The sequence below is a fragment of the Formosa sp. Hel1_33_131 genome (assembly GCF_001735745.1).
Lineage (GTDB): Bacteria > Bacteroidota > Bacteroidia > Flavobacteriales > Flavobacteriaceae > Hel1-33-131.
Map to the genome: position 1 here is coordinate 414,471 of NZ_CP017260.1, position 14,271 is coordinate 428,741.

General features: G+C 37.4%; 14 protein-coding genes. 1 reads left to right on the plus strand and 13 read right to left on the minus strand.

The genetic code is table 11. The features are described from left to right. Positions 1-18: 18 nt before the first annotated feature. The 13 genes from FORMB_RS01760 to FORMB_RS01820 all read right to left on the minus strand — a co-directional run bounded on the left by FORMB_RS01760 (position 19) and on the right by FORMB_RS01820 (position 12,729). Entirely contained in the window at positions 19-579 is a 561-nt protein-coding gene (locus tag FORMB_RS01760; RefSeq protein WP_069675819.1) for a transposase, read from the minus strand. A 227-nt stretch (positions 580-806) separates the two neighbouring features. After that, positions 807-2,108 carry a 30S ribosomal protein S12 methylthiotransferase RimO gene (gene rimO / locus FORMB_RS01765; protein ID WP_069675820.1) on the minus strand — a complete coding sequence of 434 codons (1,302 nt, stop codon included), beginning with the start codon at positions 2,106-2,108 and terminating at the stop codon, positions 807-809. Positions 2,109-2,131: 23 nt separating this feature from the next. Next, a complete protein-coding gene (gene ftsY, locus FORMB_RS01770) occupies positions 2,132-3,085 on the minus strand; it encodes a signal recognition particle-docking protein FtsY (RefSeq protein WP_069675821.1) in 954 nt (317 codons plus the stop codon). Positions 3,086-3,194: 109 nt separating this feature from the next. Next, complete coding sequence (locus FORMB_RS01775; protein ID WP_069675822.1) at positions 3,195-3,347, minus strand: DUF4295 domain-containing protein; 153 nt, start codon at positions 3,345-3,347, stop codon at positions 3,195-3,197. Between the two features lie 47 nt (positions 3,348-3,394). After that, on the minus strand, positions 3,395-3,577 hold the full coding sequence (gene rpmG / locus FORMB_RS01780) for a 50S ribosomal protein L33 (RefSeq protein WP_044399393.1): 183 nt from the start codon (positions 3,575-3,577) through the stop codon (positions 3,395-3,397). A gap of 23 nt (positions 3,578-3,600) precedes the next feature. After that, positions 3,601-3,837 (minus strand): 50S ribosomal protein L28, encoded by a 237-nt coding sequence (gene rpmB / locus FORMB_RS01785; RefSeq protein WP_069675823.1) that lies wholly within the window; start codon positions 3,835-3,837, stop codon positions 3,601-3,603. Positions 3,838-3,920: 83 nt separating this feature from the next. After that, positions 3,921-5,168: a competence/damage-inducible protein A gene (locus FORMB_RS01790; RefSeq protein WP_069675824.1), complete on the minus strand. Its 1,248-nt coding sequence runs from the start codon at positions 5,166-5,168 to the stop codon at positions 3,921-3,923. A 3-nt stretch (positions 5,169-5,171) separates the two neighbouring features. Further along, positions 5,172-5,783: a fumarylacetoacetate hydrolase family protein gene (locus FORMB_RS01795; RefSeq protein WP_069675825.1), complete on the minus strand. Its 612-nt coding sequence runs from the start codon at positions 5,781-5,783 to the stop codon at positions 5,172-5,174. After that, complete coding sequence (locus FORMB_RS01800; RefSeq protein ID WP_069675826.1) at positions 5,784-6,560, minus strand: 3'-5' exonuclease; 777 nt, start codon at positions 6,558-6,560, stop codon at positions 5,784-5,786. It abuts the gene before it with no gap. 2 nt (positions 6,561-6,562) lie between these two features. Continuing rightward, on the minus strand, positions 6,563-7,882 hold the full coding sequence (locus FORMB_RS01805) for a dihydrolipoamide acetyltransferase family protein (RefSeq protein ID WP_069675827.1): 1,320 nt from the start codon (positions 7,880-7,882) through the stop codon (positions 6,563-6,565). A gap of 71 nt (positions 7,883-7,953) precedes the next feature. Beyond that, positions 7,954-9,042, minus strand: a complete 1,089-nt coding sequence (locus FORMB_RS01810) for a glycosyltransferase family 2 protein (RefSeq protein WP_069675828.1) — start codon at positions 9,040-9,042, stop codon at positions 7,954-7,956. Positions 9,043-9,048: 6 nt separating this feature from the next. Next, on the minus strand, positions 9,049-9,666 hold the full coding sequence (gene recR / locus FORMB_RS01815; protein ID WP_069675829.1) for a recombination mediator RecR: 618 nt from the start codon (positions 9,664-9,666) through the stop codon (positions 9,049-9,051). Positions 9,667-9,738: 72 nt separating this feature from the next. Beyond that, on the minus strand, positions 9,739-12,729 hold the full coding sequence (locus FORMB_RS01820) for a VPS10 domain-containing protein (RefSeq protein WP_069675830.1): 2,991 nt from the start codon (positions 12,727-12,729) through the stop codon (positions 9,739-9,741). Between the two features lie 53 nt (positions 12,730-12,782). Between FORMB_RS01820 and FORMB_RS01825 the strand changes: the two genes are divergently transcribed. After that, positions 12,783-14,240, plus strand: a complete 1,458-nt coding sequence (locus FORMB_RS01825) for a sodium:solute symporter (RefSeq protein WP_069675831.1) — start codon at positions 12,783-12,785, stop codon at positions 14,238-14,240. The last annotated feature ends 31 nt before the right edge of the window (positions 14,241-14,271 follow it).

A 14,271-nucleotide genomic window follows, 5' to 3' on the forward strand; every position in this document is an offset into this window, starting at 1 on the left:
GGCACATCTAACATACGATTACAATACATCCTCTTTATTTCGATCCCGTTGCCATATTACAGGGTTGTTACGAATGTATCTACGGATATTATGCAATGATTTTTCATTACGAATAATGTGATCATGAAATCGGGGTTGCCATGCGAAATTTGGATTTATTTGGCGGGATTTGTTCGTCACAACCGATTTATACGATCGGATGACCGTTGAAATGGATCCTCGTTTTGGTGATATTTCCATCATTTTTTTGTTTTTCGTATTCCCCGTTGCGAGGTTGCATGCAACGTCGCAACCGATACCGCCCAATTTATCAATCCATAATATCCCATGAATATGATTTGGCATGACCACCATTTCGTCCAATCGAATAAATGAAAAATGTTGTGGAATTTCGTCCCAATATTTTTGGGCATTATCCCCAATCCCATTAAAAATCATTTTACCGTCCACAATTTCACCAAAAAAATGTTCACGGTTTTTGGTGACAATGGTGATGAAATATGCCCCTTCTGATGAATAATCATATCCTTTCAGTCGGATGGATTCGATACGGTATTTGTTTAAATATTTTTTAGCCATGATCTGTGACAAATTTGGGGAATTTGACCTAAGGTTCAGGAGTCCATACCCGAATTGACCTTATTATTATAAATTTATAAAAAATAAATATAATAAAAAAACAGAACTTTTATAATATCGAAATGACATCAGGCAGCAATTGCCTTATGTATAATAGGGATGTTATAACAAATGAATGCTTGATGGAATTAAAAAAATAGTAATTTGAGTGCACAGGGCTTCAGGCCTTATACCACTTCTGCATACAGATCAAAATCAGCAGCTTCCGTGACCTTAACCGTTGCAAACTCACCCGTTTTAAGGTAGGTTTTAGAAGCATTAATGAGTACTTCATTATCCACGTCGGGAGAATCAAATTCCGTGCGTCCTACAAAGTATTCGCCTTCTTTACGATCAATCACAACCTTGAAAGTCTCTCCTATTTTGGCTTGGTTCAATTCCCATGAGATTTGAGATTGAATTTCCATGATTTCGTTGGCACGTGCCATTTTTACCTCTTCTGGCACATCGTCCTCTAAATTAAATGCGTGTGTGTTTTCTTCATGTGAATAGGTAAAACAGCCTAAACGCTCAAAACGCATGGCTTCTACCCACGCTTTTAGGGTTTGGTAATCTTCCTCTGTTTCGCCTGGATAACCAACAATCAAAGTGGTTCTGATGGTCATTTCTGGAACTGCTACTCTAAAGTCTTTAAGGAGCTTGGTTGTTTTTACTTGGGTGGTTCCACGACGCATGCTTTTCAGAATTTTATCTGAAATATGCTGTAATGGAATATCAATATAATTACAAATTTTTGGTTCGCGTTTCATCACATCCAATACATCCATCGGGAATCCTGTTGGAAATGCATAATGCAAACGAATCCATTCGATACCATCAACCTTTACTAACGCTTCTAAAAGCTCGGCAAGGTTTCGTTTTTTATAGATATCTAATCCGTAGTACGTCAAATCTTGTGCAATCAACACCAATTCTTTAACGCCGTTGGCTGCTAATTTCTCAGCTTCTATGACTAAATTTTCAATGGGTGTCGATTTGTGTTTTCCACGCATCAAGGGGATGGCACAAAAACTACAAGGACGGTCGCAGCCTTCTGCAATTTTTAAATAGGCGTAATTTTTTGGCGTCGTTGTGAGACGTTCACCTATCAATTCGTGTTTATAATCGGCTCCTAATGCTTTGAGTAATTGTGGTAATTCGGTCGTTCCAAAATACTGATCGACATTGGGAATTTCTTTTTGTAAATCTGGTTTGTAACGTTCACTTAAACAACCCGTCACAAAGACTTTATCAACTTCGCCATCTTCTTTTTTCTGCATGTAATCTAAGATGGTGTTGACACTTTCTTCTTTTGCGTTTTTGATGAACCCACAGGTATTAATCACCACAATATTACCTTCTTCTTCATGGACTACCTCTTTTCCGCTGGCTTTGAGTTGGCCCATTAACACTTCACTATCATAGACGTTTTTACTACATCCTAAAGTGATGACATTAATTTTATTTTTTTTAAGTGTTTTGGTTCTCATGAAGGAATATTAAGTACTGTGATTTATTTGAAAAAAGAATCTACAAATTCAAATTTATTAAAAACTTGAAGGTCTTCTAAACCTTCTCCAACGCCAATATATCTGACAGGAATTTGAAACTCGTCGCTAATTCCGATGACAACGCCTCCTTTGGCGGTTCCGTCTAATTTGGTAATCGCTAAGGCTGTTACTTCTGTAGCAGCAGTAAATTGTTTGGCTTGTTCAAATGCGTTTTGTCCCGTAGAACCATCAAGCACCAACAAGACTTCATGTGGTGAATGGTCCACGACTTTTTGCATGACGCGTTTCACTTTGGTTAATTCGTTCATCAAATTAACTTTATTATGTAAGCGACCTGCGGTATCAATAATAACAACATCGGCATTGGAAGTTACTGCACTTTGTAAGGTGTCAAACGCTACAGATGCAGGATCGCTCCCCATGGATTGTTTTATAATTGGAACGCCCACACGATCGGCCCAAACTTGTAACTGATCGATGGCAGCAGCTCTAAAAGTATCGGCAGCACCTAAGACGACATTTAAGCCTTGTTTTTTAAGCTGATAGGCAAGTTTACCTATAGTTGTCGTTTTACCAGCTCCATTCACTCCAACTACCATAATAACGTATGGCTTCTGTGTTTGTGGAACTGAAAATTCGGTTTCTTCACCAGAATTTGTTTCTGATAATAATCCTCCGATTTCTTCTCGCAGAATAAGGTTTAAAGCTTCGGTACCGACATATTTGTCTTTGGAAACGCGGGCTTCAATACGTTCAATGATTTTTAAAGTGGTATTCACCCCCACGTCACTAGTGACAAGAACTTCTTCTAAGTCATCTAATACATCTGCATCAACTTTAGATTTCCCTACAACGACTTTGCTTAGCTTATCAAAGAAAGTGGTTTTAGATTTCTCTAAACCCTTATCAAGCGTGGCTTTTTTATCGGAAGAAAATATGTTTTTAAAAAAACTCATAAGTCAACTATTTATCTATTTACAAAAATAGCATTAAATGTGAGGAAACTAAAAAATAAAAGCCGCTTTGTGATAAAGCAGCTTTAAATAGGATATTGTCGAAATATGTTTATTTCTTACTTAAGAACTCATTTACTTTTTCAGGTGCCATGATTGATTCTACAAATATGTAAGCTCCAGATTTTTCTGACTTAACCATTTTGATCGCTTTCGTTAGACGTTTTGATCCTGTTTGTAATGATGCTACTGATTTCTTTGCCATGATTCAAATGTGTTACATTTGAAATTTTACTTATGTAAAATCTCTAATTATTTAATTTCTTTATGAACCGTCATTTTTTTAAGGATGGGATTAAATTTCTTAATCTCCATACGATCCGGTGTATTCTTCTTGTTCTTAGTTGTAATATATCTAGAAGTTCCTGGTTTTCCAGACTCTTTGTGCTCAGTGCACTCTAATATTACTTGAACTCTATTTCCTCTTTTTGCCATTTTACAGTGCTTTTAACGGTGGTTTATTTTAAAAAACCTTTAGACTTTGCTCCTTTGATTGCTGCGTAAATACCAATTTTATTGATAGTTTTCAAGGCTGCAGTAGAAACCTTTAATGTTACCCAGTTATCTTCTTCTGGAATGTAAAAACGCTTTTTGATTAAATTCACATTAAATCTACGTCTAGTTCTATTCAAGGCATGAGAAACGTTATTTCCAAACATTGCTTTTTTACCTGTAAGTTCACAAATTCTTGACATTTTTTCTTAACTTTAATTGTTCTGTTGTTTCAAAACGAGGTGCAAAAATACGAATTCTTTAGAAGTACGCAAACTTTATTTTGTCATTTTTTAAAAATTTCTTTTTGAAACAAAGTAAAGGCCATAGTGACCGCTTTTTGAACGACCCTAAGTCGTTGTTTTCCAAAGTTAAACTTCTGTGAAAACACACCCTCTGGCGTCGCGATTGCAATACAAACAGTTCCTATTTCTGCTTCCGAATCTCCTTTAGACGGTCCTGCATTTCCTGTGGTTGCAATCCCATAGTCCGAATTAAATACGCTTTTTACATTTTGAGCCATCGCTTCTGCGACTTCAGCACTGACCACAGAGTGTTTGGCAATCAATTTAGGATCTACTTTTAAAACCTCTATTTTCGTTTCCGTTGCATAGGCGACAATGCCTCCTTTAAAGTAAGCAGACGCTCCGTCATAAGCCGTGATGTTTTCTGCTATTTTACCACCCGTACAACTTTCGGCAACCGAAAGGGTTTTTCCTAGTTTCACCAATTGATTTCCGATAATTTGCTCTATTGAGGATTGTTCTTCAAACCCCACAAAGATGTCATGAATCAATGGCAATAAGGCTTCAATTTGTGCATCAACGCCTTCTGTAATCGCTGTTTTATCAAACCCTGTTGAAGACAGTCGCAATCGAACTCTACCTAAATTTGGTAAGTACGCAAGTTTTATAGATTCTGGCAAGGCTGTTTCCCAATCCTTAATCCGTTCGGCAATGACGCTCTCCCCTAGCCCATAGGTTAACAGTGTTTTGTGTAAGATATAAGGGCGTTCGAATTTTTCTGAGATTCGTGGCAAAACCTCATCATTCATTAGGCCTTTCATCTCGTAAGGCACCCCTGGTAAGGATATGAATATTGTATTGTTTTTTTCAATCCACATACCGGGGGCACTCCCCGATTTGTTCATTAAGGCCGTCGCTTTGGAAAGCACGAGTGATTGATCGATATTAACTTGAAGCAAGGGTTGTTTTACAAAATGCTTCCATAAGTATTTTATATTATTCATTACAGCTTCGTCATACACTAAAGTGTCTTCAAAGTACTGCGCCAAGGTTGTTTTGGTGATGTCATCTTTTGTTGGGCCAAGTCCCCCCGTAATAATAACAATATCAACATTGGCTTCAGCAGCTTCAAATGCTTTTAAAATGTGCGTTTTATCATCTTGAACGGAAGTGATTTGATAGACCGAGACACCAATGTTATTTAATTCTTTCGCTATAAATGCAGAATTGGTATCCACTATTTGACCAATTAGAATTTCATCGCCAATTGTAATTATTTCTGCTTTCATTTTTTATTTAACTTTAATTGAAAAGAATTCTTCATCCCCAATAAAACCCTTTAAAGAATCATTGGGTTGTACACGACTGACTCCTGAAGGAGTGCCTGTAAAAATAATGTCCCCAATCTTTAAAGTAAAAAACTGAGATACATACGCAATGATCTCGTCAATATTCCACAACATATCACTGGTTGTGGCAGACTGTACAATTTCATCGTTTTTATGAAGGCTAAACGGAAGGTCGTTCAAATTATCGAAGTTTGATTTAGACACCCATTTCCCAACAACTGCCGCTCCGTCAAAGGCTTTTGCTTTTTCCCAAGGCAAGCCTTGTTCTTTGAGTTTTTGCTGAAGGTCACGTGCTGTAAAATCAATTCCTAAACCAATTTGCTCGTAGTATTTATGAGCAAATTTTGAATCAATGTGCTTCCCTACCCGATTGATTTTTACCAATACCTCCACTTCATGGTGTACCTCATCAGAGAAGTCTGGAATAAAAAAGGGTTGTTTTTTTAAAAGGATAGCGGTATCAGGTTTCAAAAAGATGACCGGTTCTGTGGGCTTTTCATTTTTGAGTTCTGAGATGTGTTGCGCATAATTACGCCCAATACAAATGAGCTTCATCTATTGCAGTTTATTGTTGAATGCACGCAACTTAATCGCTGTTAACACCTTTTTGGTGTAAAGTGGAAAATCTGCTGAAAGCAACCATCCAAAATAACCCGGTTCTTTTTCAAGAATTTCAGTGACTTTTTTGCCGTTGTGTTTTCCGAAAGAGAAACACTCATCGCCTTCCTTATCATAGGCAATAAAACCAGCAAAATCCGCAAGTTTTTTGCGAGAACTAAAGTCTGCTAAAAAGCTTGTGTCATTTTCTAAATCCTCATAGCGGTCTAACTGCGCTTTTAAAACCTCATAAGTCGCCATGGTGTCGGCTTCTGCACTGTGTGCACCTTCGAGACTTCGATCGCAATAAAACTTAAATGCAGCTGTCAGGGTGCGTTGTTCCATTTTATGAAAAATAGTTTGCACATCTACCGACTGTCGGTTTTTCATGTCAAAGTCGATGCCTGCTCTTAGCATTTCTTCTGCTAATAAGGGAATATCAAAACGGTTGGAGTTAAAGCCTCCTAAATCAGAATCTTTAATCCATGTATTAATTTCTTTTGCAAGTTCATTAAATGTAGGTTCATTAGCCACCTTTTCGTTAGTGATGCCATGCACCGCTATGACTACATCAGGAATTTGCATTTCTGGATTTACGAGCCAGGTTTTCTTTTCCTCAGTACCATTTGGATTTACTTTTAAGATCGAAATCTCTACAATTCGATCTTTGGTAATACTGACTCCTGTTGTTTCTAAATCAAAGAAACAGATGGGTTTATTTAGGTTTAATTGCATAATTATAGTGTTCTATTTTCGTCCCAAGCTTCTAGGTACTCTTTAACTGTTTTCAAGAATTGACCGCCTAAAGCTCCGTTCACAACTCTGTGATCATAAGAATGTGACAAAAACATACGTTGTCTAATTCCGATAAAATCGCCTTCGCTGGTTTCAATTACGGCAGGTACTTTTCGAATGGCACCAAGTGCAAGAATACCAACTTGCGGTTGGTTGATAATGGGTGTTCCCATGATACTTCCAAACCCACCAACATTGGTTACTGTATAGGTTCCATCTTGAATATCATCTGGTTTGAGCTGATTGGTACGTGCGCGCAGTGCTAGATCATTCACACGCTTGGTCATTCCAATAAGGTTTAATTGATCTGCATTTTTAATGACAGGAACAATTAAGTTGCCGTCTTCCAAGGCCGCAGCCATTCCGATATTAATGTTTTTTCGTTTAATTATTTTAGCATCTTGAACAGAAATATTGAGCATTGGATGTACGGTTAGCGCATGCGCAACAGCTTCCAAAAATATAGGTGTAAATGTAATATTTTGCCCTTCTCGCGCTTTAAAAGTATCTTTAATTCCCAGTCTCCAGTTCCATATTTTAGTGACATCTACTTCGATAAAAGACTGCACATGTGCCGAGGTCTGAATGGAATCAGTCATGTGTTTAGACACCAATTTCCCCATGCGAGACATTTCAATAATTTCATCTTCTCCGCGACTTACTACAGGGCTTGCTGTAGAGGGGCTCGGCGTGGATGATACGCTCGGTGCGATGGACACGCTTGGTGCTTTTACTTCAACTGGAGCAGCTTGTGATTTATTTGTTAAGTAAGATAGGATGTCATTTTTGGTGACTCTGCCTTCTTTACCAGAACCTTTAATGGCGTCTAATTCAGATTGAGAGACCCCTTCTTTTTTAGCTATATTTTTTACTAATGGCGAATAAAAACGTGCATCATTAGAACTAATTGGGCTTACCGTTTCTTGAACCTTTGCAATAGAGGACTCTAATTGCACCACCGCTTCGGGTTCAGTATCCACTACAGTTTCTGGAGTTGGAGCTGCACTTACAGGAGCATCAGTTTCTGTTTCTATAATGGCGATGGTTTGTCCTACTTCGACAATGGCATCCACTTCAAATAGTTTTTGAATTAAAATTCCTTCAACTTCACTCGGCACTTCACTGTCCACCTTATCCGTTGCAATTTCTAACACTGCTTCGTCGGCTTCGATCTTTTCTCCAACGTCTTTGAGCCATGCGGTTAGCGTGGCTTCGGCTACACTCTCACCCATTTTGGGTAATTTAAGTTCAAATTTTGCCATAGTTTTATGCGAATAGGTAAATTAATATAGGCTACAAAATTAACTAAAATAGATGGAATTATTAAGAAATATTAGAATTGTATTACGTCTCCTACACTATCAGCCGAATTACTCCCAAGAATATAGTTGCAATTTTTGGGTTGAATTTTAAAAATAGACTGTTTTGTATTAGAAGCCTGCATCTGGTCAATAATCGACTTAAAGGATAAACTCGAGGCATCCAAAATTATTTCAAAGTTGGAATCAATTTCATCAACTGAAGAGATGATTTTTGGGTTTAATTTTTCAACTAATTGAGCGTTGGAATTCGTTGAAACTAAAACAGGCTTAAACTTGATTTCTGGTTGATGCTGTTTAAATGGCTTAATGAGGGTAAATAGTTTAATTCCAAAAAAGACGCCTAAATCAAATAGCACATTGGATTTAAAATGTTTTTTGTAAAATATCTGCATGGCGCCATAAAAACGTTTGAAATAAATGGCATTCCTTCGTGTACTTTCTCCCTTATAATGGATCACTGTAGTGCCGCCATAATAATAGTTATCATACCCTTTTTTAAGTGATTTAAAAGAAAAATCAATGTCTTCTCCGTACATGAAATAATCTTCATCAAAGCCCTCTAAGGAGTTATATAGTGAACGCTTCAATACCATAAAAGCACCAACTAAAACCTCTACTCTTGCAGTTTCATACTCCATAATATGATTGGCATAGTAGTGTTGAGAATTTCCTAAGACTTTTTTAATTGCAATATCAACAAGCGGAATATTTCGTTTGCTTTCTGGAAGGTATTTCCCAGAACCATCAATCAATCGACAGCCTATGACCCCTAAATTTGTTTGTTTCTCTGCAAAATCAAGAATGGATTCAAAGGTGTCTTCTGCAACGACCGTATCTGGATTTAGAATGCAGACATACTCGCCTTTTGCGACTTGAACGGCTTGATTATTGGCTTTTGAAAACCCTATATTGGAGTTGTTTTCAATTAAAACCACAGAAGGAAATTTTTCTTTCACCATCGTGCAACTACCATCCTTGGAATCATTGTCTATGACAATAATTTCTGAAGGAATATTCTCTAAAGAAGCCTCTACACTCTGCAAGCACAGCTCGAGAAAGTAGCGAACATTATAATTTAGAATGACAACGGAGAGTTTCAAAATAAATTAGGATTTAAGAGAGAGTTCAAATGGAATTCTATTGGTAATACTTCGTCCAAGCGTGACTTCGTCGGCATATTCTAATTCGTCTCCAACAGAAATTCCGCGGGCGATGGTAGAGATGACGACCTCTGTATCTTGAATTTGTTTAAAAATATAAAAATTAGTGGTATCTCCTTCCATCGTAGAACTCAACGCAAAAATGAGCTCTTTAGTATTCCCCGTACGAACTTTTTCAATGAGACTGTTAATTTTTAAATCGTGAGGTCCTACGCCATCCATGGGAGAGATTTTACCGCCCAATACATGATAGACGCCTCTATACGAAGACGTACCCTCAATAGCCATGACGTCTCTGATGTCTTCCACCACACACACCACATCTTGTTGACGGTTGGTGTTGATGCAAATTTCACACAATTCGGAGTCACTAATATTGTGACAGTTCTTACAAAAATTAATATTTTGGCGCATCTTCTGCAAGGCTTCCGTCAAGTGAAGTGTTTGCGACTCTGGCTGACGCATCAAATGAAGCACAAGCCGTAAAGCGGTTCGACGTCCGATGCCGGGCAATTGCGCAACTTCGTCCACGGCGCTTTGTAATAATTTAGAAGAAAATTCCATGACGCAAATTTAGATAAAATTAAACGAATTTATGTCATGAAATTAAACATCTCTAAACACTCAAAACAGTGCTTAGTTTATAATTAATTTTTTAGTGATTTCTTGATTTAATGTATTTACTTTTAGGAAATACAGTCCTTGTGGAGCCTGTAGTTCTATTTCAGGATTTTGGGATAGATCTCTGTTTTTCTCATAAAAAACCAACTTCCCAAGGGGATCAAAAATTTTGATTGTCACTGGATCGTTTAATTTCCAATTCAATTTAAAAGTTCCCGTTGTTGGATTTGGTGACACGATCAAATCTGATATTTGTAAATTGTCCACTCCTAAAGCGTCCGGATCAAACAAGTTAACACGCCAAAGTCCACGTCCATAAGTTGCAACGTATAGCTTACTATCTGCCGTATTTATTTCAAGTTCACGAACTTGAATATTTGGCAGTCCTGTATCATAAGACGTCCAAGTTGTTTCATTATTTCTGAGGTAATAGACTCCATAATTCATCCCTAAGTATAATATATCTTCATTGTAAGTCGTATCCCACACCAATGCCAAGGCACTAAAATTTGGTAAGTCATGAGATTCAACACTCCAATTTTCGCCACCATCACTTGAAATATAAACCTTATCGTTGGAATTTGTTGCAATCGCTAACTTATTTGAAATTGTAGGATGAATGGCAATCGAATTAATGTTTCCAGAAAATCCTGTTACTTGCGTCCAATCTCCTTCTGATCCTCCATTTGTGGTTTTGTAAAGGTTCTCTCCAAATGCAGCATATAGGGTATTGCTATCAGAGGGTGCTATTTTTAAATGATTTGCAGTACTACCAAAATCTTGAGAGATAGAACTCCAAGTAGCTCCTGCATCAAGGGATTTATATATTTCACGGTATCCAGAGTATAATGTAGCACCAACATTAGGATCCTGTTCAAAAGGGGTGACCCAGCTACCGTCTGGACCTTCAACATCATCAAAATATCCATGGTTGATCCAACTATAACTTGCTCCTTGATCGTATGATTTGTATAAAGTCCCATTTTGGGAGGTTCCATACAAAATATTAGAATCTGAATGGTCTACAAATGACTCCATTCCATCAGCCCCTAACCAATCGTACCAGATGCCATCGGCTCTATAAACAGAAGTCCCATTATCTTGAGATCCTCCGGAAACAATCACAGGATCTGTTTGACTGATTCCAATTTTATAAAATTGACGAATTCCCAAACCAGCGGTTAAATCGGTATAGTAAGTACTACTAACATTCAGTGGGTCATTAGCAACAAAAATACCGCCATCACTCCCCACATATATTTTGTCATTATGATAAATCATAAGATCAATGTCTGCATGGCAGTACCCAATATTTTGATCTGCTGCATTTCCAGGCACCCATTGTGAAGTAATATTAAAATCGGTTCCACCATTTGTAGAACGCCATGATAAAATCCCTGCAATATGAACATCCTCTGCATCAGATGGGTTGACAATAACATCCATATCTCTTGGTGCCTGACCTCTATCGTCACTTGCATCAGATGTATACCCAAAATAATTTTTCCCTGTATGGTCTAATTTAGTAAAATTGGCACCACTGTCAGTAGATTTATAAAACCCTCCAAATATGCCGCCAGCTGCTTCTAGTATATACACAACATCCGGATTATCAGCAGAAACACCTATCATTTTTGGACCATTTGAAAAATCATTATCACTCAATTCAAACCCATTTTCGAAAATAATACCCAATGAAGAATCTTCAATGGATACGGCATCTAAAGTTGTGGGTTTTCCATAATTATTAGTCACTTCAAATGCAATATAATAATCGTCTGAAGCATCTGGTAAAGCTAATGTAACATTTTGCCAATTTGGCACTGAGTCAGGATAGTTCGCTAATTCTATCCATTCACCATTAATAGATGTTTTGTAAAGTACTCGAAACCCATTTAAGTAGGGACCAAGCCATCTAAGATTCGAAAAAGAAAAATTGAGTTCTGGCGATGCTGCATTACTCAAATCTAAAGCCGGAGTAACTAATCTTGTAATTGGATTCTCATAACTTGGCAAGTAAAAATTCGCCATCATATCTCCTTGAACAGGACTAACAGAGCCCCAAGGATTTGATGCCCCAATAGTCCAATTTGTTTGACCTTGCACATTTTCTTGAGTCCAAGGGCTAAACAAATCATCGTAAAAGGTTAAACCGCCATCCGTGGATTTAAAAAATAAATTTCCAGATGCGTAAATCGTATTGGTATCTCCAGGCTTAAACTCTACGTCGTAGCCTCGACTAGAGCTACCGTGGATTTTCTCCCAATTGACACCAGCATCCGTAGATTGAAAAACTCCAGAAGATTCTGTTGAACAAAATAGTTGATTCGTATTCGATGGATTGATTAAAATTTTATTTACATTTCCATTTCCTGTATCGGCTAATTCGTTCCAAGTTGCCCCGGCATCTGTAGATTTAAAAATAACACCACTATTACTTCCCCAAAAATAAATATTAGAATTTGTGGGATGGATCGTTAATGCATACACATTAATATTAGAGAGGTTATCTGTTAATGCATTCCAAGTCGCACTCCCATCTGTGGTTTTCCAAACTCCACCAGTTGGGGAACCTATAATCATATGATTCTCGTTATTAGGATCAATTCCTATACTTGTGATTCGTCCCACTCCTGGATTCCACCCCGAAGTTTGATTCCACTCATAAGGCCCTAACTGTTCCCAATTGGCAACCCTACGTCTTTGTCCCAATTGCGTGGAATTATTTTTGTAAGAGTTATAACGTTCTAGTTCGTTATAGTAAAACGAAGGCGATTTTAAAAGTCCATTGTCATCTTGCATACGAAGTGCATCATACTCCCAACGTTTGTAACTTTTATAACCCGTTCCTCTACCTTTATCTCGATTTTCAAAATAAGCTTCTGCAGCATTTTGAACTTCTAAAACTGTATATTGGTTTGAGTTCATCATCTCAAGATAGTCTTGAGCTTCAATAGATAAAAATGACAATAGGAAAACCCCTAAAATAAAGGTTGATTTTTTCATAATAAAGTTATAATTGGTTAACTTCGTAAAAGTAATCTAATTTACTTTAACACATGAGTTCCTTTTTAATTTTAACGCTCCTTTTAGGTTATTTTTTAGTTTTAATCCTCATTTCTTTCTTAACGGGAAAAAACGATTCTAATGTCGATTTTTTTAAAGCGGGTAAACAATCACCTTGGTATCTAGTGGCTTTTGGAATGATTGGCGCGTCGCTGTCGGGAGTTACTTTTATATCTGTTCCAGGTTGGGTAGAAGCATCTCAGTTTAGTTATTTTCAAGTTGTCTTGGGTTATATGGTGGGTTACGTTGTGGTCGCTTTTGTGCTGCTTCCTGTGTATTATAAATTAAATTTAACATCCATTTACGAGTATCTTTTTCAACGCTTTGGATTTGTAAGTCATAAAACGGGGGCCTTTTTCTTTTTTATATCCCGAGTTTTAGGTGCTGCATTTCGATTGTATTTAGTAGCGATTGTGTTGCAGCAATTTGTTTTTAGTGATTGGAATGTCCCTTTCGAAATCACTGTTATCATTTCAATTTTATTAATCTGGATTTATACGTTTAGAGGGGGTATTAAAACCATTGTTTGGACGGATACGCTTCAAACCTTGTTTATGATTACTGCGGTGGTATTGTCCATTTATTTTATTACGGATAGTTTGGGGTGGAGTTTCACAGAGTTTTTAGCCTCAGACGAACTAAAATCTTACAGTACTATTTTTAATACGGATAGCATTTTAGATAAAAATTACTTTCTGAAATCCTTTTTTGGAGGTCTGTTTGTTACGATTTGCATGACGGGATTGGATCAGGATATGATGCAAAAAAACTTGACGTGCAAATCACTTAAGGATGCTCAGAAAAATATGCTTTCGTTCAGTGTTGTACTTACATTCGTAACCTTTTTATTTATGCTGCTGGGAGCTCTTTTGTTTATTTATGCCAAACAAAATAATATTGCGATTCCGTTATTGGACGGCAAACCCAAAACAGATTTATTATTTCCAGAAATCGCCCTCAATAGTGGATTGGGAATCACGCTAGGCATCACTTTTATCCTTGGATTGATAGCCGCTGCGTATAGCAGTGCCGATAGTGCCCTGACTTCTTTGACGACGTCTTTTTGTGTGGACATCCTAGACATGAAAGACAAATCCGAACAAGAACAAAAAACGATTCGTAAAAAAACACATATCGGCATGAGTGTGCTTTTGGTGGTGGTCATCATCGCGTTCAAATACACGCTAAACTCCAATGTGATTAGCAGCTTATTGACCGTGGCGGGTTATACCTACGGGCCTCTTTTAGGGTTGTTTGCTTTTGGAATTTTTACAGACTATAAAATAAAAGACCGCTATGTCTGGATGGTCGCCTTGGTTTCGGTTGCAATTGTATTTATGCTTGGGAATATACCCGCAGAAAACTTAGGGGGCTATGTGATTGGCTACGAGCTTCTGCCTCTTAATGGGCTCTTTACTTTTATAGGATTAATGTTGATTCGACGTAAATAACCTCAACTATAAAAGGCGACTTAATGTTAGA